The sequence below is a fragment of the Paenibacillus sp. J22FR83 genome (assembly GCF_059691955.1).
In genome coordinates, this window is the sequence record NZ_JCAUAM010000002.1 from 68,501 (window position 1) to 93,945 (window position 25,445).

The window sequence follows — 25,445 nt, forward strand, 5'->3', positions numbered from 1 at the left end:
TAGCATAGGACAACAAAGAGAGGGGCGGTTTATCGCCACTCTCTTCGTCTATTACTTGATCAAGCCTGCTTCTTTAAATTGTTTAACAGCCGTATCTTTATATTTCTGCATGTCGAACTTGGTGTCTAATGTTTTGATGAAAGTATCCCAGTTCGTCAGCGGGTCTTTGCCCGACATGAACTTAACTAAGCTTTCATTTATGAAACGTGTACGGTCTGCTGCCAACGTATCGCTCGGGTCTGCTGTCAACAGATTTCCAGCCAAAGTAAGACCTACATATTGCTGATTGTTCGTGAAAGCTTCTGCCGTCTTCGGATTCTGGAAGGAGAAATACTCGGCATCATCGCCACGACGCGGCATTCTATAATGATCCACCCATAGGTACTTTTCTTTCATATCTTTGGATAATTCTGAGGTTTTATTTTTGATTTTGCCGTCTACGACATCCCAATGAATCCCTTTAATTCCGTATGCGAAATTCGGATAGGCTTCTTTGTCCGTAAACATATATTCCAGCATAGACAGGATCCGAATAATTTTGTCCTTATCCGCTTTCTTGGAAATGGCCCATGAGTTGCCTTGGAACGATTTTCTCTCCACGATTTGATCGCCGTAAGGCCCTTTCATTGGAGGAATGACGATCCATTCTGGTACCTCTCCGCCGATTTCTTTCATTTTTTGCTGATAATCCGGTTCAAGTCTGCGAGCATCTCGAATCATAAAGCCAACTTTACCTTTAAATAACTTCTGGTCTAACAAATCTGGTGTATTCATCGTCACCCAGTCGGGGTCCACAACTTTGGCTGTCATCATTTTATTGATGTAGCCGAGTGCTTCCTTCATTTTAGGATCGATAAATAAGAATACCGGTTTATTGTCTTTGATATCAATGGCTGATGGCGGATTGACGCCGAACATCCACATCAAGCTATCGAAGCCGTAGGTTTGCAGATTACCTTCTTTGTTCATACCGCCGATGAATCCGTACGTATCGTTCTTACCGTTTCCATCTGGGTCTTTCTCCGTAAATGCTTTCATGACTTCGAATAGCTCGTCAGGCGTTGTCGGTACTTTCATGCCTAGCTTTTTTAACCAATCGTTGCGGATGAAGAAACTTCGACTGATACCATTTACATTATCATACCCTGGAACGCCAATGGTTTTTCCTTGATAGGACGTCGCTTCCCAGGAATCTTGAGCAAAACGCTTCTTCAATTCGGGAAATTGATCCAAGTACGGCGTCAGATCTGCAAGAACGCCTTGATCATAATATTGTGCAAGATCGGATCGACTCTTCAAGAAGAGCAAATCAGGAATATCTCCACCTGCAATGAGCGTATTCAATTTCGTTGTTGCTTGCCCAGCTTGAGGAATCGTCATATCCAGATCGATGTTCATCGCCTTTTCCAACATTTGGCGTTGAATATCTTCCTCACGTGGAGGTATTGGAGCAGCAGCATTGAAAGTACCTTGGTTAAACATCGAAATCTTTATTTTGTTCGCAAACTTGCTCGACTCGGATTGAGGGCTGCTCGAAGCTGCAGGCTTCACTTCATCTTGGTTCCCACATGCTGACAAAAGTGTTCCCAGCCCTACGACAGCAGCCAGAACAGTTAATGTAATCTTTCTACGTTCCATATTGACCTCTCCTTTTGCTTGTATATATATTATCACGGTGTCCCGTAACAACCTAGGTAAGAATTGCCTATTAACCTTTAATCGATCCCATAAGCACGCCTTTGGTAAAATGCTTTTGCATAAATGGATACACAATCAAGATCGGAACCGTCGTCACGACGACAGCCGCCATTTGCACAGCGAATTTGCTAACCGTCCCGGTATTGGCCATCGAATCGGCATTTTGTGATGAAATGTTAAGTAGAATGTTGCGCAAGACAACTTGAAGCGGCATTAAGTTCGCATCATTCAAGTACACAATCGCATCGAAATAACTGTTCCAATGTCCTACGGCATAAAATAAGGATATTGTGGCAAGTACGGGCATTGAGAGAGGTAAAATAATTCTCCAAAGCGACTGAAGCTCACTTGCACCGTCAACCCTAGCCGATTCCTCGATTTCAGGAGGCAATTGTTCGAAGAAGCCTTTAATAATAACCAGATTAAATGCACTAATGAGATGCGGGATAATCAATACCCACGGACTGTTCAGCAATCCGAGAGAGCGGATTAACAAATAGCTTGGAATTAAGCCTCCACTGAACATCATCGTAAACACAATAAATATCAAGAATGTGCTGCGTCCTGGCAAATATTTTTTGGATAGGGGATACGCAGCTGCTACCGTAAATATCACATTAAGCGCAGTACCTACGATTGTTCGAAACAACGTAATTTTATACGCTTGCCCGATACCATGCGAAATGAATACTTCTTTGTAAGCTAAGAAAGTAAAGGTTTCTGGTATAATTACAATCCCTTTTCTTACGACTTCCGATTCCGGCGTCACTGAAACAGCAACCACATATAAAAAGGGAAGTAAGCAAAGCAGGGCTAGTATTACAAGAATAGAATAGACGACTACTTGCCATATTTTTTCCCCGACTGTCAAATTAATCATGTAGAAAACCACCTCACCAAATTTGCCCATCGAATTTCTTGGCAATCTTATTCGCAGCCAAAACTAAAGCAAATCCGATGATCGCTTTAAACAATCCCACAGCCGTAGCCAAGCCAATCTTCAGACGCTCCAACCCTTCACGGTATACCCATGTGTCGATAATGTCGATTTTCTCTTGGTTAAAACTGTTCGCAAACATGAATATCTGGTCAAAACCAGCGTCTAGAATATGACTTAATTTCAGGATCAACATCAGAATGATAACGCCTCGAATGCCGGGCAATGTGACATGCCATAGTTGTCTCGACTTGGAAGCACCATCAATCCGCGCCGCTTCATATAAGCTAGGATCAATGCCGGCCAATGCGGCAAGATACAAGATCGCTCCCCAGCCGATATCCTTCCATATTTCAGATAGGATGATCAGCAGTCTGCCCCAGGCAGGTTCCGTTAGAAAGGAAATGGGCTCAATTCCATTTTCCTTGAAAATCATGTTAAAAAGGCCATCCCCTGGTGCTAATAACGCCACCATTAGTCCATATACAATGACCCATGACAGAAAATGGGGAAGATACGTGATTGTTTGTACAATTTTCTTAAACCATTGGGTGTACACTTCATTGAGAAGCAAAGCCAATACGATCGGAGCTGAGAAACCGAACAATAGCTTATACAGCGAAATGAGGATCGTATTTCTCATGATGTCCCAGAAATACACGCCGTTAATAAAATCTTCGAAATTCTTCAATCCCACCCATGGGCTGTCCCATAGTCCTAAGGCTAAGTTATAGTTTTTAAAAGCAATAATGATCCCTGCCATAGGAATATATTTGAATACCGCAAAGTATACTAAGGCCGGAAATAAGAGCGCATACATGACTTTATATCTCTGTATGGTTCTTATCCATGAATCCCGTTTCTTCGGGGTGGGAAGGGCGTCCGTTGCCAGTTTTGCTTGCATATCATCACCTCGTCTTTGTTTATATTTGTATAATAGCACCCTGCTTTCTGATAAATTTCTGTGATTTCTAGAATTTCTTACAAGATATTAAGTACGTGGGGACTAGGGTAAATGGGATACCCTATAGCCAACTTATCTTTCCCAGGCTGGGGATCTGATGGGAATTAACTGGATTTTCTACATCTATTTCTGGGTAAAAGTCGCCTTGGGCGAGTTTAACTGGATTTCCTACATCTAATTCTGCTCAAAATGTGCCGTATGGCGGTATTGCTCTGAAATAACGGGAGGAATTCCAGTTAAATTGCAAAATGCCGTGATTTCGCTTGAATTAGCTGGAGAAAATCCAGTTATTTGCTTGGCGGCAGCGCCTCATAAAAAAACGGACACAGTGAGCGCCACCCGTCTCAGGTGCTTTCACTTGTCCGTAAGTTATTTTCCAATCGCTACAACCCATCCCTCACACCAAACAACCTCAACGCAATCTCATCCAACCGCTCCTTAATCAGAATCGCCTCAGCATACTTAGCAGGAATATGCTCATAGCCATAATAAATGCCGGCCAACCCACCAGCAATGGCACCTATCGTATCTGAGTCATCGCCTAAGTTAGCCGCCTTTTGAACAACTTCACTAAAGTCGGAAGCTTGCAGCAAAATATGGAGCACCCAACGAACCGTATACACAACGAAGCCGCTAGCTTCGCAATTAGGTTCAGCTGTAAGCATACTTTCATAATCAGTCCCGACCAGCTCCTGCTGGATCACCTCTTTCAACTCTTCCCCCTGGAGCAGCCGGAAAGCAATACGATTATAGAGGATGCAAGCTTCATTGCATCTTTCGTCATAATGGGTCATTTTTGATTGCATATGGGAAACACGCTCGATATCCTTCCACTCTTTGTACGCCAACGCTACTGGCAGACAGCGCATCAGGGAGCCATTCCCTGCACTTTGGCCCATTTCAATATGGGTTACGTAGGCTGCTTCGAACCAACTGTCCGTCACATTTTCAAAAGTATGTCTGATGATGTTACCGATATCTTTGGGCCTCGTCTGATACCAGTTCATAAACTGCTCACCGATCGCAGCCAAGGGGTCATCTGGCTTCGCCAATATTCCCTCCGCCACACACAACGTCATCATCGTGTCGTCCGTCACTTCACCAGGCTCCAAGCGCCAAGCTCCCCCGCCAATGATCTCCGTCAAATAGCCATATCTCGCCTTGACCTCCCGGACACTCATGAACTCCGTCGTACCTCCCAACGCATCACCGATGGCAACGCCGTAGATTCCGCCTTTGATTTTATCCAACAAGCCATGTTCATTCATACGTATTACTCCCTCCCACGGCTGCTTGTTTGCTTCATGATACATTCACATAAGCTATGATATTTATGATAAGTTTTCAAAATATGATTTACTTGATCCGCCCGCTCCTCGAGCGTTCCTTGTAATAGGAAATATGGAATCTGCCTCATAATGAGATCTGCGATAATCTGCTTTTGAAACACAAATCTTTGAACCTCTCCAGAACGATCCCAGGTATCGTCATACGGGATATCCGTATCACAAACAAAAACCAAATCATACCGCGACGCCGCATCTACGGCTAATTGAGTCAAACGAGGCGTAGCCGCACCATGATAATAATGAGAAAACATATACGTTGTAATCGCATTGGTATCCACGAAGAGAATATCCCGCGCGTCCTTCAGCAGAAGCTCTTCCCTTTCCACATGCCCCTCCGCAATCGCCTCCAACTGCGCTAACGATAATCTGCGATCCACCTGGTGCTTCTCCCAATATTCCCGTCCGTACTCCACCATCCAATGGGTATGCATCTGTTCCGCCATGTAAGCGGTAAGTGTGGATTTCCCTGTCGACGGAGCGCCAAGAAAAACGACTTTCGTAATTAGATCCCGATAAACAACTGGACTCAGAAACTTTCGATTGTCAAAAGGGTTCCCCCGCACTTGCGTGCCCGAAATCGGAAACGTAGTCCGATCGGGATCAACCTGGCGATTCTCCGCCCCCAAAGCCGCGCTCATATGCTCACCATAAAATTCACTGGAGTAAAAATGCGTGATCTTCCGCCCCGCAAGCTTCTGCAGGATGTAGGCTTCATGCATCCTTTTGATCGCTGGCGTATCGCCGATTTCATTCGGACCGTCCCACGCTTCAATAACGTGCACCTGCGGATAGAGGGTACGAATCCAATTGGATCGCACACGCAATGGAATATCTGTCGTTTCCGGACAATCGTAGATGACAACGATCACCTCATCCATCTCCTTAATCGCAGTCTCGATCATGAATTGATGACCTGCGTGCAGCGGAGCAAATTTCCCAAGTGTTAAGCCTGTTCGGTGTTGTGACATACGAGATCCCTCCGTTCTACGTTGTGTAGTTCTCGTTTCCATGAGATATAGCCAGCCGTTGCAATGAACAAGAAAATAAGGTAAAGAAAAGCTACAGCATACAAATCTTTGTAGGCATACATCCCTACCGACATGACATCGACAGCGATCCAGAGAAGCCAGTTTTCTAACACTTTGGACGAAAGCAGATACTGCGCAAGAAGGCTTAACGTAGCAATGAAAGCATCGGCATAGGGAATCGAGGCGTCCGTGTACGTTTGCAGCACATAGCCCCAGATCAGGGTCATCACGACCAAACATACACTTAATAGAAGCGCGAGTCGTGATGTTATTTTTCTAGTGGGACGCACCTTCGTTCCTTCTCTTTTCGTCAACCATATGATCCAACCATACACGCTTAATATGAAAAAGAACACCTGCAGCATCGTGTCCGCATATAGCTTCGCTTCCCAGAACATGACGAAGAAACAACCCACATTCACCAGTCCAATTGGCCATGACCAGATATTTTCCTTCGCTGTTAACCATACGCACAACAGGCCTGTCGTAGTCGCGACGATTTCAATCGCCGTTGATGAGGTGTAGATGGCAATGACAACCATACTGATGAATAATGCCAGAAATGACCATGCTTTTCTCATACATAACGCCTCCTTAAATGTAACTTCCGCTATATAATACTTTCAATATGACATTATCAAAAGATAAAAGAGAAGCGCCTAGCTGTATATGGACAGCTGTGGCGTCAGATCTGTAAACCGATAGAGCTGTGCAGCTCTCTGCGAGTAGCGATTGGACAGCTTCGGCTCTCCGTGGCGATCCACCGCTTCTTCAATAATGCCTTTGCGGCTTTGTGTAGAAGTGATCTTACGGATGAAGTTGCTTTCCTCAAAGTGCGGCACAACCGTTTGAATAACTTGGTACAACTCTCCGATCGTGAACTCCTCAGGCAGAAACTCCTTGGCAATCGTCGTTGTCAGCATCTTCTGCTGAATCTGATGCAAAGCATCGGTCAATATTACCCTATGATCAAAAGCTAACTCTAACTTAAATGCTTCCTCTACTGTAAATAGTTGCACATCCGAAGCGTCCGAATCCGCACGCCGCTCAGCCAACCATCTCTCATGAACTAGCGCATAGAAAGCGTGCGAAATAATCCATCCTCTTGGATCACGCCCCGGTTCACTGTAGACGTTCAAGTATTCCATATGAACATCCGCGACACCCGTCTCCTCTTCCAGCTCCCTTCGAGCGCAGGTATACATACTCTCCGACTCGTGGCAGAACCCGCCAGGTAAAGCCCAATATCCCTCGAATGGCCATTGTTTTCTCTGGATGAGTAGAACTTTAAGTTCCCGAATGGGCAGCGCCTTCTTGGCTGTGTTCTTTTCCTTAGAGGTAATGGTGAAAATAACAATATCACTCGGCGCGCCGTCTGGTGTCCGGTACTTATGGGATGCGTAGTTCGACTCGTTCTCGTTCGTGTCCATGGTGGCACCTGCTTTCACAGTACTAATGTCGTTTTGATATTATCATTATGACATGTTTAAAAGGGATGTCAAGTAGGCATTCTCCCATTTAACTTTAATCTCTGTAAAATGGCTTGTATTTTCCGTATATTTCGCCACCGAAATCACTTCCTTTCACAGGGCACATCACGTAAAATATAAATAAGCGAATCAATTACAAATATTGGATTTCAAATACAATCCTATCGAGGTAAGCCATGAAACCAACCGTTCTTCACTTCATTGCGCCACCAATTCCTTATTTTCTCGACTGCGGAAGCGCTTACTACGAAATCGGAGAGAATCATATAAGCAGGACTAACATTGGTGCTTTTGATCTCATTGTTGTCAAAAAGGGGACCATCTTCATCGGAGAAGGTACGAATGAATGGACTCTCCAGCAGAACGATGCCATTATCCTGAGACCCGATCTCTCGCATTTTGGGACAGCTCCTTGTGAGCAAGAATCCGAAATCCTGTGGATCCATTTCCACACGTATGGCGCTTGGGACGAGTACATGGATATGGATACGTGTTTACAGAATCAGAATTCGCTCATTGAGGATCACAAACAAAAAGCTTTCCTCAACCATGCGGAGGTAAATTCCATTTTTATCCCCAAGTATATGAAACTCAATCACAAAGCCTTAGAAATATTAGAATACTTCTTCGATCTAGAACAAGAATCGCGCTCCCAACGTAATTGGCGGAAACAGAACACCTTTCAACTGTTTATGCAGCATATTAACCGTGAGTTAATCTCAACGACCGACATGACTGCGTTTCATTTAGCGGAGAAAGTTGAGGTATTCATTCGTCAGAATTACACGAAGAAAATATCCAATGCCCTCCTGCAAGAGCATCTTAACTATCACCCTAACTACATTGCCAAATGCATGTTGAAGGTGTTCGGGATGACACCCAATGATTATCTGCTTCAATTTCGCATCGAACAGTCCAAGAAGCTGCTGATACAGACCAATTGGACCATGGCTAGGGTCGCGGAAGAGAGTGGCTTTCAGCACGCCTCCTACTTCTCGCACTGCTTCGCAACCAAGGAAGGGATCTCCCCTTTAAATTTCCGCAAAAACTACACAGGGCATTCCTGATGGACAAGCCCGGCAAGCGTTTCGGTAGAACATAACTACTCATCATTTGATCGCAGAATTTCAATTTTTAACTGTATATTTTCCATCTATTCATCTAACGCACAGAAGGGCAACTTCGCTTACATACACAAACAGCCAGCAACCTCGATATCTCAAGGTTACTGGCTTTCTCTCGTCCTGTCATTTCCGCAGTCGTATGACATTCCAAGACAAGCTTGGCAATGTCCCTATCAGCCTATCGTCACAAATGGCAGCATCGCCACCACTATGCGGTGTAACGCGATTAGGATGATTCATCGCATTCACGGCTTTCACATCCGTATTCTCCAATACAATGTGCTCCACCACACGGTATCCCTCAAAACTACGCAAGTCACACGTCAATACTAAGGAAGAATCTAGACTTTTATTAACTGCAAATATCGTAAGTTCTTCCTTCTCTTCCTGATGAACGGCAACCGTATCTAAGAAGGGGACGTCCGTATAGTCCTTCGAATCATATTTAGGAGCCTCTACAAACGAATGCAGCACGGTGCCTCTTCCATAAACAGAGGTGTGCATGTATGGATAAAAGATGGTTTGACGCCAAGCAGGCCCACCCGTTTGTGTCATTATTGGAGCGATGACATTCACTAGTTGCGCTAAGCAGGCAATTTTCACACGATCCGCATGTTTTAATAGCGCAATCAGCATCGTACCTACCATCAGTGCGTCTTCCAATGTGTACACATCTTCAAGCTGCGGAGGTGCAAACTGCCATGGTTCCATCTTTTTGTCAGATTCCAACGTATGAAACCATACATTCCACTCATCGAAGGAAAGCATCATGGTCTTCTTGCTTCTTTTTTTGGCTTTTATATAATCACACACCGCAATAATCTCTTGTATAAAAGCTGTCATATCCAGCGATTTGGCCAGGTAATTAGCAGTGTCATTATCGGCGTTGCCATAGTAGGTATGCAAGGATAAATAGTCGACATTCTCATACGTATGATCCAGCACGGTGGCTTCCCAATCCACGTAGGTGGGCATACTTCGGAAAGAACTCCCACATACCACCAACTCGATTGTCGGATCAACGAATTTCATCGCTTTCGCTGTTTCATTCGCTAATCGACCATAGTCGTCTGCCGTTTTGGCACCAATTTGCCAGGGACCATCCATCTCATTTCCTAAACACCATGTCTTAATGCCATAAGCCTCTTGATAACCATGTGCCATTCTTAAATTACTCCAATATGAACCTCCGGCATGATTGCAATACTCCACTAAGTTTCTGGCATCATCTATCCCTCTAGTACCTAAGTTAACGGCCATCATCGCTTGTGCTTTGATTTGTTTGGTCCACGCCAGAAATTCATTGGTTCCAAATAAGTTAGGCTCTAGAACACGCCATGCCAGCTCCAGTTTGGCGGGCCTTCCACTAATTGGTCCGACACCATCCTCCCAGTTATACCCCGAGACAAAATTCCCACCAGGATAACGAACAATAGGGACACCGATTTCTTCGATCATCTCCCTAACATCCTGCCGAAATCCTTGCTCATCGGCCGTCGGATGTCCAGGTTCATAAATGCCGCCATACACTGCGCGTCCCAAGTGTTCAATGAAAGATCCGTACATACGCTCATCAACTTCAGCAACTCGAAAGTCTTTATCCAACTTCATGCTTGCCCTTAACACATTCGTCATCTCTCTCTACCTCCTACATCTCTTCCCCCTACTGTAAGCGCTACAAACTAAGTATAGCCCACGAATATGGGATTATCGATACGTGATCTCAACCTGTTTTTTCAAAATATCAACCTAATCTAGACACTACTCTTAACCTGTACATACGCAAGAAGCTGCCCCGCAGACCAATGAAGATCTGAAGGGCAGCTTCTCATAACTAGATTAGGTTCCGAATACGCGCCAGGATTCAATGCCTGTAGATGTGGTCGATTTGGCTGTGATGTTGACACGGATTTTGGTCGTAGAAACAGGTGTAAATGTCGTCGTGTTGTATTGATTAGCTGCAACGCCTAGACCTGATGGGCTTGCTACATTGACCCAAGCTGTTCCATTCCAATACTGGATCGTATAGGAGGCTGGTAGATCGATACCTTGATCATCGTCAAACCAATAAATCGCTGTACTGGACAACGTTTTCGCTGATGCAAAATCGTATTGAACCCATTGCGTCGTACCTGGATTATCCCAGTTTCCATACACGGAATGGCTCCTGTCATTTGAACTCGTTGGTGCATACCCATCGTTCAGACCAGCCAGGCTTTCCCACGAAGATACGAACGAAGTCGTCGCTGTCCCTTGCGGTGCAACATCCTGAGGACCTGACGGTGTGCCTACTTGCAATTTCACATCGTACGTAGCATTCGTTCCAATGCTGAGATTTACGATTGTTTTAGCGCCTGACGTAGCCGTTACCGTGCCTGCTTGCACATTGTTCACAAGCACATTATACGTGCCTGCAGCAAGCCCCGTGAAGGTAACTTTCGTCGTGTGGGCAGCTGTTGTCATGGAATTTTTCAACGTAAAATTAACGTCATTCTTAGCTATGGCTACAATAGCTGATGTATATTGATCACGCTCAAGCTCCATGGAGAACCTCTCCGTAATGAGATGCAATCGTTTGAACAAACCATCCTTCGGCGTGATCGTATATTTCCCATTGCTTGAAGTAACGTCCGCACCATAGCCATACAAGCCAAAGATCGGGTCTACGGCCACATCCGCACTTAGGATTTTCAGAGCACCGAACAACCCAAGATCAGCCTCTCCGCTCATCCCGCGCCAGCCATTAAATAGCGGACCGCCATCTAGACCTAGTGCGCCGTTATTTCCTTTACTTGCTTGATACGTCCATGACACAGCACCGATATTCGCTGGATCACTACTGATTTGACCAGAATTAATCGCACTGATATTTGCTATCTTAGCCGCATAGGATAACCGCTGTTCTCTCTCAGGTGTCGTAGAATTTGAACGAATCCAGTCATCCATCGCATAACCTGCAAGTGATGTACTGTATTGGAAATTCCACCAGTTGTCCCCCGTAATGGTTACAGGATCTGTGTAGTAATACCATACTGGCATGTGTCCGCGTGCCGCTCTCGTTTTGGCATTGATTTTACCCTTAATGGTATTGTTATTATTCATCTTAGCCAGCATATAGACAGATTCTTCGCCTGTATTATCGTAGCTGTATTCAGAGCCATACGGATACGCGTTTGCCGAGAAATTGTTGTATTTCGTTGCCATTTTGCTAATAATATCGTTCGCTTGTGTTGTATAGCCTTCGTCTTGCAGTGCTTTAATGATGTCTGGTGTCGTTAACTCGCCCATTAACCCAGTTTCCCAGTTGTACGCAACAGGCCCATCATACAGAGCCTTGAACACATTGTATGCGCGAAGCAAATACGTGTTTTTAGGATTCTTGTAAGTCACAAGATTTGGGTAAAGCTTTGCAATTTTATACATACTGAAGTACGTGTTATAAATATGCGGGTACGCATAGCCCCGATAGGTTGGCGTTGTGTTCGGCTGTGCCATTAAGAAATCAGGAACCAGATAATCGGTATGATGGCCATTCATCAGATTCGTCCATACCGCCGTTTCCAAATAATTATCCACCGCTGTCACTTCTGAAGCAACTGGATTCAAGGCATTCTTCTCAGCAAGGAATTGACCATGCGTAAGCCCCCAATCGTCTCCCCAGCCCCAGTATCCTGCAAAATTGTTTCGCTTCGCTTTAGTCTGCATCATCCAGTCGTCAAACACTTTATCACGAATATCTCCTGGCACATTCCATTGTTGATTATTCACCATGAACGTCGAATGCCGCTGTAAGGCCGCATCGATAGGTTCAATGGCATAGAATTGGAGAACTGTTTTCTCTCCACTGCCATACGTAACCGTAACATTGTTCTGTCCCAAATGAGTCATCGTCATCTGATACAGTTTGTGATCTGTTCCCGTCGTACCTAAAGAAGTAATCGTCGTCTCAGATGGATATTGTGGCGTAACAGCCGTGATTGTTTTGGAGGTGTGCAAATCAAATTTAACCGTCTGATTCGTTGGCACGATCATGCCAGGGACCACATTGAAATCGACCATTCCTTCGCTATACAACCTATCTTGAACGGCATACTCATCCGCAGCCTTAAAAAATTTAAAGGCATACGTTTTGCTAGCGCCTGGCGCAAGTGTCAAACTGGTGTTCGGCAAATAGCCACGACCGTTGCTTTTAATCACATTGGAGTGAATATAGTAGACATTCAGCCCCTTCGCATAACCGCCTTGATCGGCTGCCCACATGCTGCCTGGATGCTCCTCAACGCGCCAATTATCTTGATACTCGAGTCCCGCTCCTGTCGTCGTGTCAGGTACCATGAGCAAGGAAGGACCGATACCGCTAGGGCGCTGCGCCACGATGTACGAGCTATTGTTACCGATAAAAGCATGTGTAATGACGCGTGTCTCATAAATGGGATCATTATTGCCGGCAGTGAAGAATTCATTGAAAGGGAGCGGGAGGCCGAAATCTCCGATTTCCAATGTTTGCGTGCTCGTATTCGTAACGGTGATTCCCCATTTCAAATAGTCACTCACGAGGGAATAGGATTCATCCACTTTGAAGTTTTTAATACCTGCACTGTTGGTTGAATTCTGATATGTAATGTTAACGGTATTGCCAGTCTGGGAAATGGTTCTACCATCTGCCGATTTGCTCGATAACGCCTGCGTCCAAGCACCCGTTCCAAGCTTGTACGTAAACATCAACTCCCCGACCCATTGATGATCCGCCGTATTCTGATTGGGTGCATTCGTTGCATTCATGACATAGTTAGTCGGATACGTATCTCCGCCAATTTGCAGAGAAGTAATTTCGCCATTCGTACCCGTCTGTACCGTAAAATTACTATTCGTAAGGGTATTGGCTGAAGCGAGCTGCGGCACCAACAAGATGGCTGCTGCAGTAATCGTAGAAGCCGCAAACAGTTGCAGGCGTTGTGACTTCGACATCTTGTTCCAATACTGACTAAGCATTTGCTTCATTAGATAGCCTCTCTTTCTCATCTTAGATTAACTCGACATCTAGCAGGGATTCTTCTTACCATTGGGCTTCCATCCTGGCTCATCCTGGCTGTATCGTGCTGTCATCCTCTGCGGCGCACATCCTTTCATTCATAAAATTTGTAGCGCTTACATTTATTATCATATCTAAAATTCGTGTGATTTAATTTCATTTTTACAACCTATTTTTACAGTATATGAACTAAAGTCACCCTGAACTTTCTTTAAAAATATCAACCTAAAAACCCCCTAAAGGATTCTCCTTCAAGGGGGTTTTAAATTCACTTTTTATGGCTGCATATTAACTTTTCATACCGGTCAGTGTGATTCCCTCAACAAAATACTTTTGACCAATCAGGTAGAAAATGACGCCTGGCGCAAACGACAAGCACGTGGCTGCCATCGTCATCGCCCAATCTTGCTTTAATTGACCTTTAAAATTGGTAAGCCCCAACGCTATCGTAAATTTCTCGCTCGAATTAATGTAAATCATCTGTTGGAGCAAATCATTCCATAACCCGATGAAAATAAACAAAGCGACGACGATCATAGCGGGCTTAATCGCTGGCATAATAATGCTGAACAAAATTCGGAAATACCCGGCACCGTCAATCGTTGCCGCTTGGTCAAGTTCTCTCGGAATGGAGAGAATAAACTGCCTGATCAAAAAGATATTAAAAGCGCCGCCGCCACAGAAGTACGGCAAAATCAATGGCAGATAGCTGTCGTGGAGCCCCAAACCCCGTGTCCATCCGATATAGAGGGGAATGAGCGTAACCATGGCAGGCAAGAGCATCGAACCGACGCAAAGAATCCAGATCAACTGTTTGCCTCTAAACCGCAACCTCGCAAAGGCATATCCGCACAAGGTAGCCGTGAACGTCCCCCCCAAGCAGGAAGGCACGATAATGATCATCGTATTCCACAAATACTTCCAGAATTTAAATACATTCAATGTTTTTTCATAATTGGAGAACAACCAATTCTGCGGTATGAGAGACGGCGGATACTTATAAATCTCGGGATTCGTCATCAGTGACGTACGGAAAATCCACCAAATCGGGAAGAGCACGATGAGGGCAAATCCAATAACGACGATCAGTGTAAGCACGTTCATTGTTCGTTCATTGCGTTTCTTACTCTTATAACTGGCGTATGCGACTTCGCTCATTTATCGTCGTCTCCTTCGGAAAAGATCCACCGTTTGGACGTCTTGAACAACACGGCAGTAAAAGCGGCAAGAATGGCGAAAATAATAAATGTCGTCGCGCAAGCATAACCCAGCTTGTAATTAACGAAAGCCTGATCATACATCAGATACGTCATGAATCGGGAGGAGTTCCCCGGACCCCCATTGGTCAGAGCAAGAGCCGGCGTAACGACTTGGAGATTGGCGATCAGACTCAGCAATAGGTTGTAAAAGATGATTGGCGTCATACAAGGCAAAGTAACGTGGCGGAAGCGATTCCATCCGTTTGCACCATCCATTTCAGCCGCTTCATGATAGACGCTTGGAACGCTTTGAAGCCCCGCCAAGAAGATCACGATCAAATTCCCCGACAACCATACCGCAATCAGTGAAAGCGATGGGATTACGAAATTGGAATCTGCAATAAAGAGAACTTTGTTCAACCCAATTTCGGAGAGGAGATAGTTGAAGAAACCGAAGTTCGCCTCGTACAGCCAGGACCATCCAACGTATATAGCGGCAGCAGGCAGAACAAAAGGCACATAGAATACCGCTCTGAAAAAACCTCTTGCAGGAATTTTACGGTTCAACAGCATCGCGATAAATAGCGAATAAATCATACTTCCAGCCACGGATAAAAAGGCAAAGTACAGCGTCGCTATAATGGAATCTTTAATGTAAGGATCGGTGGTAAATAGCTCGATATAATTGCTGAATCCGACGAATTCAGGGTTCTTCAGCCCCGTCCAATTCGTCATACTAATTCCCAACACGCCAAGAAGAGGCAGATACGTCAAGAAGATCAGTCCGAGTATTGCAGGAATCAAGCATATATAAGCAACTCTTGTCTCGCTTGAATGAAAGCGGGAACGGCGCTGCTGAGGTTTGTTAAAGGTTTCCATATCTTGCCCCCCACCTCATATGTGGAGGATGGCCACCGCTCCCCTATCCTTGGCGGCCATCCTCCCTATACGTTATTTTTTGCCTTTATTGGCTGCTTTCAAAGCTTCGAGATTCTTGGTAATGGCATCCTTCGCGGTAGCTTTACCCGTCCATACATCCCCTAAAGCCGATCCTAGCAAGGTGTTAAAATCCGTCGTATGATTCGTAAAGAACCAAGAAGCTGGTCTCGCCGCTGTGGATTGTGCATAATCAACGACAGCTGACTTATATTCGGCATATGGAGGGAAGTTCTTATTGTCAACCCACTTATGCGTAAGTGTTTCATCTGTATACCATTTCTTCAGTGTTGGCATCCAAATACCGGATGAGATCAGTCCCCAGTTGTTTTCTTCAGCTGTGTACCATTTCAACCATTCCATCGCTTCTTTCGGATGCTTGGTTTGGGAGAATACGACATTGGCACCGCCCGTGTTGAGGGTAACTTTTTCCTTCATGTAAGGCAATACGGCAACGCCATATTTCAATCCTGCATCCTTGGCTGCATTCAAGCTAGTTCCGATGTTCCATTGGCCGTTCGTGGCCATGGCGACCGTTCCCGCGATAATCGTACGCTGAATGCCATCATCCGTCTGTCCAACCGACAATGGAGCAACTTTGTCTTTCAAGTACAGATCCGCGACTTTCTGAATCGCTTCGATACTAGCGTCTTCCCCGATTCTCACCGCTGTACCGTCATTGTTATAGAAGCCGCCGCCATTGCTGAGCGCCCAGGTTTCCAATTGCCATGCCAGATTTTCGACGGATGCGCCGTACTGAACGATACTCTGCGGATTAAAGCCAGCCTCGTCAGCATGTTTGCCATTCTTGTCGACGGTCAGCTTTTTGGCTGCTGCAACGAATTGGTCCCATGTCCATGCTTTATCTAGAACGTTTGGCGGATAGGGTACTTTCGCTTTGTCGAACATATCTTTGTTGTAATAAAGGAGTAGAATTTCATTGGCAGCGGCATAGGCTACAGTTTTGCCTTGATATTTATAAGCCAAGCTATCTAGAGGCTTGCTGTCACTTCCCGCGTACATGTCACTGACATCTTTGAGCATACCATCGGAGGACCACTGGATGACGGCATCCTCTTTTAATATTCCTGTATCCGGTAATTGACCCGCCGTTGCCTGCGTGTTTAGTTTCGTCATGTAGCTTTCCCAAGGAATCGCTTGCACTTTGACTTCGATTCTGTTTTGAGAAGCGTTGAACTTATCCGCTGCTTTTTGGGTTTCGCTTCCTTCAGCCTCGCTTCCCCACATCGAATAAGTAATCTTAACCTTCTCCGTAGAAGGAGCTGCCGTTTTCTCTGGTGCTTTTGTTGCTGTTTCTCCCGCAGGCGATGCGCTTGGTTTATCCGTACTCGTATTCGTGGAGCATCCAGCGACCAAACTTAAGATTAATACCATAGACACGCTAAACATGAATTCTTTTTTCATTGTTTTCACATTAACCCCTCCATCATATATAATTCAACGTCAATCCTTAATTCCTCCCGCCTTGGCAGGGAATATTTCGTCTGTCTATAAGGACTGCTATCGAGTCGTCTGCTCCCTTCCCTCCTTGACCAGAGTCCACCATTGTCATCTATCCTTGCACCTCATGAGGGTAAAACCGTATTTTCTCTGATCCACACTCGCATTTCACCACGTCCACGATTCGCCCAAGCAAAGTAGGGAATGAATCGAGCCGTCGTAGCGACCACATGATCTTCGTCTTTCACGCGGTACAATCGATCCTTCCAACCCTCGTCTTGGATTCGGTAAGCCGTTAAGTCAATGGTCAGTAGTCCACCTAATAAGCTGCTATCAAAATGAACTTGATCCTCGAAGCCTGGATGGATGATCAGCTTATGCAGCCCTTTGCCATTGTCGGCTTCTTCCAAGCAGTACACCATCGGCCCTCGCTGAATGGCGACCATGCCGACAGTCTCGCGGATTTCCGGATTGCCTTTCATCGGACTAACCTTCATCGGTAGAACTAGCTCGACGACATCGTCTGCGTTCCATGTCCGTTCTAGATGCAGATATCCGTTAATTAGGCGCATATGGGATTCCGCTACCGGTTGCCCGTTCACCTTGACCTCCCAAGACTCACACCAGCTTGGTATCCGCAGTGCCAAGGAGAAGGTTTTGGGTGCATCCATCGTTAGTTTAAATGTGATGTTACCGTCCCAAGGCAGCTCGGAATGCTGGGTGAGCCCTACGGCGCTGCCATCCACATCCACCGTGACTTCACTCCCAATATATAAGTGAGCATATAAGGCACGCCCATGGAACGAGTAGATATAGTTGCCAAGAGAGGCAAGCAGCCTAGCAATATTCGGCGGGCAGCAAGCGCAGCCGAACCATCGCTGTCTCTCCATCTTCACGTGATCGAAATTACGATTCTTACCACTAGCTTCTGGCCAGGCTTCCAACGGATTCACGTAGAAGAAGTGTTGTCCGTCGCGAGACATTCCGCCAATAACGGTGTTGTAGAGCGCTCTCTCCATGACGTCCGCGTATTCGCTTCTCGGTTCGATCTGAAGCATGCGCTGGGCGAAGAAGATAAGACCGATCGAAGCGCATGTCTCGGCATACGCCGTGTCGTTCGGCAAATCGTAATCGAGCGTGAATGACTCCCCGTAAGACATTGAGCCGATCGAACCGGTAATGTACATCCGCTTGTTCACGATGTTATGCCAGAGTGTTCGGCATGCCTTCAGCAACGCTTCGTCCCCTGTCGCCGCTGCGACATCGGCCATCCCTGTGCACATGTATACGACCCGCACCGCGTGACCTTCGGCCGTCTGTTGCATACGGATTGGGAGATGCGCTTGGCTATACGATTTGTCCGTGGCTATCTTCAGCTCTTGGAAATGAATCTCGCCATTCCGGCGTTCGAACTCTTCGTCATAGAAGTGGGGACTTTGCCCTCTCTCGTCTAAGAAAAACTTCGCCAGCTTCATATATCGCTCGTTGGAGGTAGCTCTGTAGAGCTTCATCAGTGCCAGCTCGACCTCTTGGTGACCATCATAGCCTTTCATTTTTCCATCCTCTGGCCCGAACGTCGCATCGATGCAGTCAGCTAGCTTGCAAGCCACTTCCAGAATCTTGCCTTTCCCCGTGGCCTTCTCGTAGGCGACTGCCGCTTCGATGAGATGACCCGCGCAATATAGTTCATGGCACTCCGCAAGATTCGTCCATCTGCCTGATTTTTCTTTCAGTGTAAAATACGTATTTACGTATCCGTCTGCATGCTGCGACTTCGCGATCAGATCAACGACTTCGTCCGCTACCTTCTCCAGCTCAGGGTCAGGCATTTGCTCGAGCAGATAACCAACAGCTTCAAGCCACTTCGCCACGTCGCTATCTTGAAACACCATGCCATAGAAATCGCCTTGCTCCAATCCGGCAGCGATTCTGAAATTCTGGATGGCGTGACTTGGCTCGTTGCCTTCGATTCGGTCATTCAACGCGTCCCACTGGTAAGGGACTACCACATCGCGAATTAAAGAAATATAAGGGGACCAGAAGTCATCCTGGATGATCACGTTCTTCAGTTGAACAGGTGTTGAGATGGATAAGTTGCTCATCAAGTATGCCCCTTCACTTAAATTTCGCTTTCTGCTTAATGAAAGCGCTATATTTATAATACATGTGATAGCCCATTATTAATTAAAGTTTTACAACCACTTTTTTAAAAATAACAACCAATAGACACCCTCCCAAATAAGCTCTCAATCTTACATTTTCCCTCTCCCCATGTCCATTCTTTGATCAAGAATATGACCAACTCATTCTATGAAACCTATGGATTCTTACCCTTGGTTGGGTCAAAGGCTGGGGAATAGCTGGATTTCCTACATCTATTTCCGAGTAAAATTAGCCTTTGGAGCGTTTAACTGGATTTTATACATCTAATTTTGCCCAAAACTCCCCATTTGGCTAAAACGGCATGAAATAACGGGAGGAAATCCAGTTATTTGGTAAAAATCCATGATTTCGCTTGAATTAGCTGCAGAAAATCCAGTTATTCACTTCCCCAGGCTTTAGCTTCAGGGAACCCTGTGATAAGCTTTAATACCTGTGGCCTGCACAAACACCTTGAATAACTGGTAGCGCACAACCCACAACCTAAACTCTTAGCAATAAAAATTTAATTCCTACTTGCAATTCCGTTTATTCCGAGTATAATACTAGGTATAACACCGAAATGAGGTAAACGCCATGCTTAAAACCGAGAAACTTGAGCAACGTTGGAAAGATGATTATCTGGATTTGTTGAATTATGCGAAGCAAATCGGGGATGTCCAATGGCAGAATGACATTATACAAACGCTGAGTAAATCAGCCTTATATATGCAACAAACAACACTTGAATATCAAATCAGTCAATTATGGCAGCAGTTCGATGCCGTCAATAAGAAGATGTTGGAGTTATACAGACAGCTGAGAGAAACAGATAACGCCTATGCCTCTTCTCGGTTGATCGAGGAAGTCTGGGGATTGAAACTTCAGCGGGTTGAAATTGGTAAACAGTTGAACGCAACTTACCATAGCTAGAAATGCAAAAAATCCCGTATGCGGTCATCCGCTCTACTGGATATCGGTTCCTGCCTATTCGTTAGTTCCTCGCATGCAGACATCTGCTCTGCAGAATTGCATCCATTAGTACGCATCAATTTGCAGATTGATATGTACGAACTTTCAAAATTTCATCGTATGAATTCAATGATAACCGTTTGTGTGATAACTCCTTACTGAAGGATGAATCTTACACAGCGGTTTGTTTCATTTCACGCATCATGCCCATCATCATCGTCATCATTTCGTCGCAAGACTGCATTTTGGACATCATCATATCCATATCCATCATGTCCTTCATTTCCATACCTTGCATGCAATCCATCATCATCTTCATGTTGTTCATTTTACACATCATTTCTTCCATACACATCGACATCATCATCTTCATGCTCATCATTTCCATCCGTTCCACTCCTTTCTCTCTACTTTATTTGTTTTCCGACAATTAGAAGATTAACCCATTTGGCTCATTTAATCAAGCTTTTTTTGAAAATAGTATTGCTAACGGTCAAACGATTGTGTTATATTTGTTTATTTACTAAATACCCATATAACCCCTTGGACTGAGTGTTTTAGTCGGGTTTAATATTGTGGCCAGGGCAGGGGCTCTGTAAGTCGATGATCGGACTTGGCGGGCTGTTAGTCGATTTTTTCGACTTACGGGTGCGATTCTTGCCCTTCGGAGCTCCGTTAGTCGATTTTTTTGACTTACAGGTGCGATTCTCGGCCTTTTGTGCTTTGCCGCTCCCAACTCGCGCATTCCCAGCTCGCAGCCATCCTACCAAGAGAAAAGAAGCCTAATCGGCTTCTTTTCCCCTTCTCCCCCCCACTAAGGCGCCGGCTCGAATTTAACCGCATCCACGGCTACAAATCCGTTTGCGCCATCGTTGCGCACTTTCACATTACCTGACGTACCTGCAGCAAACGTATACGTACCCAGCAAATTCCACTGGCCGCCATTCTGCTGTTCATCGACGGTAACTGTTGAAGTAACGCCAGCATGAAGGATGTCGACCTGGGCGTTCGTCGCCCTATTGGTGTGGGAAGGCCACCACATATACACGTTGTATGTCCCCGCAGCCGTTAGTGTAGGAGTAAAGGTAGCACTCTTAAATCCATGGTAGGTGTTACCGTCATGCAGATAACTTGCGCCATATTTGTTAGTCAGATTCGTGCCAATTGACCAACTTCCAACCAGCGTAACGCCGGTAGTATCCGCATCATCCACAATAATCGTCGCTGCAACCGGCGCCTGACTGAACTTAGCCTTGAATGCTTTCCCCTTCGCTCCATTCACATTCACGCTGAATTTAATCGTAGGGCTTAACTGGGTAACGGTAATGCCTGCATCTGCCGTGAGTGTCCCAGCCCCCGCTCTGTTAATCTCAACTTGAATAGAGCCCGTATTCGCCTGCGTCGGATCGGATACAGATATTTCGAAATCACCGGATGTTTCCTTCGTCATGACAGATGCTTTCTTATTCGAAGTTATCCCATCCACGGTCTTCACAGCATCATTCCAGAAATTCACACCTACGATATTCAGCGTATTTTCTTTCACCGCCTGTGCACTAGCCGAATTCTCCAACACCGTAATATTCGGATTGCTGGCATAGCCGGATACTTCCGCACTCGTTTTGTTCGGCAAAATCACATACTGATACGCCTGATTCGTTGCGCTGCCGCCATGGTCTAACCACATCGTCAAATAATTCTTATAGATATCGGTGCCTGATGTTATCCCTGTTGATTTGATTTGTTTCCAATTCCCTTTTCTCTCTTCACGTTTCGCCTGGACCGCCACCGCTGTTGGGTAATAGTAGCCGATATCCGAGCCAGGCACATTGCCAGCCAGATGCATCGTACTAACGCTAGGCAGTGACTGCGACCATCCCAAACTAGTGGATTGCGCCACGCCGTTCACCGTCAAGGCATTGGAACCTGTACTGTTCAATTTTCGGTTCTCAACAATCGTTTCAATCGACTTCGTATCAGCACTCGTAATTCCCGCACCCAATGCCACAATCTCATCGTCGAACATAAACCACGATTTTTTGGCGGCTAACGTACTTGGCGTATTCGAGGTAATCCCCATCTCCATGCCAGTAACGCCATATAAACCAAGGATATCTGTGCCTCCGGCCCAATTGCTCGTATTATGCTGGCTTAATGCATACGTCGCAGAAACGACCGTCGTTCCGGGCAAACGAAGTTTATCAACCGTTGGCCAGAAATCCTCGCTAAATTGGTTCAAATCATTATTATAGAGATAAGTCGTACCTACTCCTGTATACCAGCCCTTCATATTTTCACTAGTTGCACTTTCGTAGCTTCCTATTTTGGTCGAGAATAGCGCAAGGCCGAATCCATAGCCAGGACGCAGCTGGACCGCTCTAGCCATAGAACTAAATTGCTGATATTTCACCAGTTCGCTTGTTGGCACTACAGCGGAGTCGCTCATGATGCCTTGGGCTAACAAGATCATGTTGATCGACGCATCCGTGTAGAACTTGTTCAGGGTACTGCCTTGATTTTCCGACCCAATCCAATATTTAATCATGCTTTTGAAGGCATTGGCATCCGCAGCGGGAGCAATTTGAGCGAGACGGATAATTCCTTGCATAATGAAATGTCCGGCATCCCGATCCTGCGACGTATAGCGAGCGATCTCCCTGCCTCGAGACATATCCATCATCGCCCCTTTGTAGATAAGCGGCTGATAGGATTTGTAAATCCATTGATACACATTGGACTGGCTCGTATTCGTAATCTCGTAAGTTGAACCTTTTAACAAATACATCATATTCGCCGTATCTATCAAAATGTTAGCGCCATATCCACCTGTATATGCATAGATATTATGCTGGATGAAAGAACCATCTGCGTAGAAACCATCACCAGTCGTCACATTTGAAAATAAGGTCGTTAATGCATCCCGAGCGGCAATAAGGCTCCCGCTGTCCTTGATAATCACACCTCGTAAGATGAGAACTGCTGCCTGCCATGACAAATTCGCACCGGCTTTACCTGCCGAAGGCAAATACTTAATCACAGCATTCATGTAGTTCGTTATTTGCGTCCCGCTAAGTGAATCATACATAAGAACAACAGCATCATTCAACGCCGTTGGTGCGCCGATCTGCCAATCCCACCAATTGTCATAAGAGGCTTTGGTAGCGTTGTATCGCCAAGTATTCATCCAATCAAGTGCCATGATGACATCTGCGATAAGTTGAGGGTTCCCATACAGCGGAGATCCGTATGTTTGTGTCGCTAACGCCATATCCCTAATGCGGCGGAAGCCTGAGGTTATTTGACTGGACGTACGATCTCCGGCTGGCAAATCAACCCACAAATAATTCGTAGGTGCCGCCGGCGCTTTGTTCATACGGTCCCAATAATCTTGAGCCGTTGCCGTAATAGCGTCTATTTTCGGTTTAATATCCCCATCCGTCACGGAGTACCCCGTTCCGCCAGTCAGCATCGTTTTCCATTTTGCACGCAGGGTATCAAATTCATCTGTTGCATACGCTTTCTGTGGCACATAACTGCTCATTACGCTAAACACCAACAACATCATCAGACAAACATACCAAGCTCGCAGTCCTTTCCCCGTAACCATGGAACATCCCCTCTCATAATGGTAGTACGATTAACCGACCTCGCTTACAAAATAATAGATCCCCCCTCTCGCAGCGTCGAACGAAGCTCCTCCGTACTCACGTCGCCAACGGCGATATCTGCTCGCAGCGCTAGATAAGCCGCAACGCCAGCTGCTTCACCCGTCTGATTCATGTTCACCATGACACGAACTGCCCCGTAGGCGACTCGATCCACATCAATCATGCGACCGCAGGTCAGCAGGTTGTCGTATCCTCCAGGAACTAAGCAGCGGTACGGTATCTGATAAAATGTAGGATCTTGCTCCGTTTTCTCCCGCCATCTGCCCTTCTCGACCGGATAACCCGGACGCACATAGGCCTGCTCGCCATCCAAATATTGAAATGTAATTCCCGGCTTATCATCATGGTGAATATCAACACGGTAGCTGCCGTTTGCAATGGCATCATCAAAACGGACACCGTACAGCACATCATCGCCCGTAAGTCGATACTGGCAATGGATATGCCTTGTTTCCCGAATGCCTATGTAAGAAGGGAGTGAGAGCAGCGTGAGCTTATTGTCTGGCCCATATTTGCGCACCATATCCATGATCGCTCTCACTTGCCTTCTTCCTTCCATTTCGCTGCGCGTCAAAGAAAGCCCATCCTTGCAATCCGCATCGTACACCCTTGTTCCTGCGTACATATAGACATCCGTCGAGCCTGGCACGAAGCGTCCCCAACCAAAGCCCTCTGGCAAGTCGAATTCAGCTTGATGCGCAATGAGTGCATCATTTAAGTCCAAGCCCTTCAACGAATTGAACCCTGTGACATCGTTAAATCCTGGGCCAGAGCCCCATCCACCGATTTTGGCACATGTGGTAGGCGGCTGACGATGATCTGCTGTAGTCAATGGCAGCGTAAGACGCGCACACAAATCGCCATCTCCCGTTGCATCGATGAACATCTTCGCTTTAATTGCACCTCTACCCGACTTGTTCTCCACGAGAATAGCCGTTAATTTACCATCGGTAAGGACAGGTGCCACGAACATCGTATGCAAATAAGGCCTCACCCCCGACTCCGTAATCAGCTCATCCAATTCGATTTTCAACTCTTCCGTATTCAGCACATAGCCGACCGAATGACTCTTCTTCTCTTCCGCTACGGCCCCTCGCCGATCCAATCGTTCCACGGTTTCTTGCGTTAACCCACCAATAATCTGCTGCTTGAACTCCGTATCATAGAAGCTATGCCAGATATTGACTAAGCCCGACGTCGCCACGCCGCCGAAATTGTTTTGCTTCTCCACGATAACCACGCGCGCCCCAAGCCTCGCTGCTCGTACAGCGGCAAATACCCCCGTGCAACTTCCCCCTAGCACACAAATATCCACATCTTCAATCACGGGAACCGACTTTGCTTCTTCCCAAATCATTTCGCTCGTATGCATCTCTATCGACTCCTCACTCATCCTATAAATGTGAAAGGGCTGAAACGAAAGCTATCTGACGGCCTTGCTCCAGCCC

Annotated in this window: 18 protein-coding genes; 2 read left to right on the top strand and 16 right to left on the bottom strand. The window is 46.0% G+C overall.

Features of this window, described 5'->3' with window-relative positions; all coding sequences use genetic code 11:
* Positions 1-51 precede the first annotated feature (51 nt).
* The 7 genes from AC58PV_RS03905 to AC58PV_RS03935 all read right to left on the bottom strand — a co-directional run bounded on the left by AC58PV_RS03905 (position 52) and on the right by AC58PV_RS03935 (position 7,406).
* Positions 52-1,638 carry an extracellular solute-binding protein gene (locus AC58PV_RS03905; protein WP_497430980.1) on the bottom strand — a complete coding sequence of 529 codons (1,587 nt, stop codon included), beginning with the start codon at positions 1,636-1,638 and terminating at the stop codon, positions 52-54.
* Positions 1,639-1,708: 70 nt separating this feature from the next.
* Positions 1,709-2,578: a carbohydrate ABC transporter permease gene (locus AC58PV_RS03910; RefSeq protein WP_068663087.1), complete on the bottom strand. Its 870-nt coding sequence runs from the start codon at positions 2,576-2,578 to the stop codon at positions 1,709-1,711.
* Positions 2,579-2,591: 13 nt separating this feature from the next.
* A complete protein-coding gene (locus AC58PV_RS03915) occupies positions 2,592-3,539 on the bottom strand; it encodes an ABC transporter permease (protein ID WP_497430981.1) in 948 nt (315 codons plus the stop codon).
* Positions 3,540-3,982: 443 nt separating this feature from the next.
* Complete coding sequence (locus AC58PV_RS03920) at positions 3,983-4,867, bottom strand: ADP-ribosylglycohydrolase family protein (RefSeq protein WP_497430982.1); 885 nt, start codon at positions 4,865-4,867, stop codon at positions 3,983-3,985.
* A 5-nt stretch (positions 4,868-4,872) separates the two neighbouring features.
* Complete coding sequence (locus tag AC58PV_RS03925; RefSeq protein WP_497430983.1) at positions 4,873-5,916, bottom strand: AAA family ATPase; 1,044 nt, start codon at positions 5,914-5,916, stop codon at positions 4,873-4,875.
* The gene (gene pnuC, locus AC58PV_RS03930) at positions 5,892-6,557 is read right to left on the bottom strand and encodes a nicotinamide riboside transporter PnuC (protein ID WP_497430984.1); all 666 of its coding nucleotides are present in this window, start codon (positions 6,555-6,557) and stop codon (positions 5,892-5,894) included. The genes AC58PV_RS03925 and pnuC overlap by 25 nt, the downstream gene beginning before the upstream one ends.
* Before the next feature lie 78 nt (positions 6,558-6,635).
* Positions 6,636-7,406 (bottom strand): NUDIX domain-containing protein, encoded by a 771-nt coding sequence (locus tag AC58PV_RS03935; protein WP_497430985.1) that lies wholly within the window; start codon positions 7,404-7,406, stop codon positions 6,636-6,638.
* A 236-nt stretch (positions 7,407-7,642) separates the two neighbouring features.
* Between AC58PV_RS03935 and AC58PV_RS03940 the strand changes: the two genes are divergently transcribed.
* Positions 7,643-8,533, top strand: a complete 891-nt coding sequence (locus AC58PV_RS03940) for an AraC family transcriptional regulator (RefSeq protein ID WP_497430986.1) — start codon at positions 7,643-7,645, stop codon at positions 8,531-8,533.
* Positions 8,534-8,713: 180 nt separating this feature from the next.
* Here AC58PV_RS03940 and arfA read toward each other — a convergent pair whose 3' ends face one another.
* From arfA to AC58PV_RS03970, 6 genes are all read right to left on the bottom strand, one after another.
* Positions 8,714-10,225 (bottom strand): arabinosylfuranosidase ArfA, encoded by a 1,512-nt coding sequence (gene arfA / locus AC58PV_RS03945; RefSeq protein WP_497430987.1) that lies wholly within the window; start codon positions 10,223-10,225, stop codon positions 8,714-8,716.
* 204 nt (positions 10,226-10,429) lie between these two features.
* Positions 10,430-13,558 (bottom strand): DUF5695 domain-containing protein, encoded by a 3,129-nt coding sequence (locus AC58PV_RS03950; protein ID WP_497431373.1) that lies wholly within the window; start codon positions 13,556-13,558, stop codon positions 10,430-10,432.
* A 352-nt stretch (positions 13,559-13,910) separates the two neighbouring features.
* Entirely contained in the window at positions 13,911-14,780 is an 870-nt protein-coding gene (locus tag AC58PV_RS03955) for a carbohydrate ABC transporter permease (protein ID WP_497430988.1), read from the bottom strand.
* Positions 14,777-15,700, bottom strand: a complete 924-nt coding sequence (locus AC58PV_RS03960) for a carbohydrate ABC transporter permease (RefSeq protein WP_497430989.1) — start codon at positions 15,698-15,700, stop codon at positions 14,777-14,779. Before AC58PV_RS03960 ends, AC58PV_RS03955 begins: the two co-directional genes overlap by 4 nt.
* Positions 15,701-15,772: 72 nt before the next feature.
* Positions 15,773-17,182, bottom strand: coding sequence for an ABC transporter substrate-binding protein (locus AC58PV_RS03965; RefSeq protein ID WP_497431374.1), 1,410 nt, complete (start codon positions 17,180-17,182; stop codon positions 15,773-15,775).
* A 161-nt stretch (positions 17,183-17,343) separates the two neighbouring features.
* Complete coding sequence (locus tag AC58PV_RS03970; RefSeq protein WP_497430990.1) at positions 17,344-19,320, bottom strand: glycoside hydrolase family 127 protein; 1,977 nt, start codon at positions 19,318-19,320, stop codon at positions 17,344-17,346.
* A 634-nt stretch (positions 19,321-19,954) separates the two neighbouring features.
* On the opposite strand from AC58PV_RS03970, the gene AC58PV_RS03975 reads away from it, so the two are divergent.
* Positions 19,955-20,290 carry a hypothetical protein gene (locus AC58PV_RS03975; RefSeq protein ID WP_497430991.1) on the top strand — a complete coding sequence of 112 codons (336 nt, stop codon included), beginning with the start codon at positions 19,955-19,957 and terminating at the stop codon, positions 20,288-20,290.
* A 211-nt stretch (positions 20,291-20,501) separates the two neighbouring features.
* Here the strand turns inward: AC58PV_RS03975 and AC58PV_RS03980 are convergent, their stop codons facing one another.
* From AC58PV_RS03980 to AC58PV_RS03990, 3 genes are all read right to left on the bottom strand, one after another.
* Positions 20,502-20,717 (bottom strand): hypothetical protein, encoded by a 216-nt coding sequence (locus tag AC58PV_RS03980; RefSeq protein WP_057314976.1) that lies wholly within the window; start codon positions 20,715-20,717, stop codon positions 20,502-20,504.
* Positions 20,718-21,143: 426 nt separating this feature from the next.
* A complete protein-coding gene (locus AC58PV_RS03985) occupies positions 21,144-23,936 on the bottom strand; it encodes a polysaccharide lyase family 8 super-sandwich domain-containing protein (protein ID WP_497430992.1) in 2,793 nt (930 codons plus the stop codon).
* Positions 23,937-23,980: 44 nt separating this feature from the next.
* Complete coding sequence (locus AC58PV_RS03990; RefSeq protein ID WP_497430993.1) at positions 23,981-25,369, bottom strand: FAD-dependent oxidoreductase; 1,389 nt, start codon at positions 25,367-25,369, stop codon at positions 23,981-23,983.
* Positions 25,370-25,445: the final 76 nt, after the last annotated feature.

Bases quoted from the DNA above. Each gene is read 5' to 3' on its own strand.
- AC58PV_RS03905 (WP_497430980.1), bottom strand. From the start codon at position 1,638: ATGGAACGTAGAAAGATTACATTAACTGTTCTGGCTGCTGTCGTAGGG.
- AC58PV_RS03910 (WP_068663087.1), bottom strand. From the start codon at position 2,578: ATGATTAATTTGACAGTCGGGGAAAAAATATGGCAAGTAGTCGTCTAT.
- AC58PV_RS03915 (WP_497430981.1), bottom strand. From the start codon at position 3,539: ATGCAAGCAAAACTGGCAACGGACGCCCTTCCCACCCCGAAGAAACGG.
- AC58PV_RS03920 (WP_497430982.1), bottom strand. From the start codon at position 4,867: ATGAATGAACATGGCTTGTTGGATAAAATCAAAGGCGGAATCTACGGC.
- AC58PV_RS03925 (WP_497430983.1), bottom strand. From the start codon at position 5,916: ATGTCACAACACCGAACAGGCTTAACACTTGGGAAATTTGCTCCGCTG.
- pnuC (WP_497430984.1), bottom strand. From the start codon at position 6,557: ATGAGAAAAGCATGGTCATTTCTGGCATTATTCATCAGTATGGTTGTC.
- AC58PV_RS03935 (WP_497430985.1), bottom strand. From the start codon at position 7,406: ATGGACACGAACGAGAACGAGTCGAACTACGCATCCCATAAGTACCGG.
- AC58PV_RS03940 (WP_497430986.1), top strand. From the start codon at position 7,643: ATGAAACCAACCGTTCTTCACTTCATTGCGCCACCAATTCCTTATTTT.
- arfA (WP_497430987.1), bottom strand. From the start codon at position 10,225: ATGACGAATGTGTTAAGGGCAAGCATGAAGTTGGATAAAGACTTTCGA.
- AC58PV_RS03950 (WP_497431373.1), bottom strand. From the start codon at position 13,558: ATGTCGAAGTCACAACGCCTGCAACTGTTTGCGGCTTCTACGATTACT.
- AC58PV_RS03955 (WP_497430988.1), bottom strand. From the start codon at position 14,780: ATGAGCGAAGTCGCATACGCCAGTTATAAGAGTAAGAAACGCAATGAA.
- AC58PV_RS03960 (WP_497430989.1), bottom strand. From the start codon at position 15,700: ATGGAAACCTTTAACAAACCTCAGCAGCGCCGTTCCCGCTTTCATTCA.
- AC58PV_RS03965 (WP_497431374.1), bottom strand. From the start codon at position 17,182: ATGAAAAAAGAATTCATGTTTAGCGTGTCTATGGTATTAATCTTAAGT.
- AC58PV_RS03970 (WP_497430990.1), bottom strand. From the start codon at position 19,320: ATGAGCAACTTATCCATCTCAACACCTGTTCAACTGAAGAACGTGATC.
- AC58PV_RS03975 (WP_497430991.1), top strand. From the start codon at position 19,955: ATGCTTAAAACCGAGAAACTTGAGCAACGTTGGAAAGATGATTATCTG.
- AC58PV_RS03980 (WP_057314976.1), bottom strand. From the start codon at position 20,717: ATGGAAATGATGAGCATGAAGATGATGATGTCGATGTGTATGGAAGAA.
- AC58PV_RS03985 (WP_497430992.1), bottom strand. From the start codon at position 23,936: ATGGTTACGGGGAAAGGACTGCGAGCTTGGTATGTTTGTCTGATGATG.
- AC58PV_RS03990 (WP_497430993.1), bottom strand. From the start codon at position 25,369: ATGCATACGAGCGAAATGATTTGGGAAGAAGCAAAGTCGGTTCCCGTG.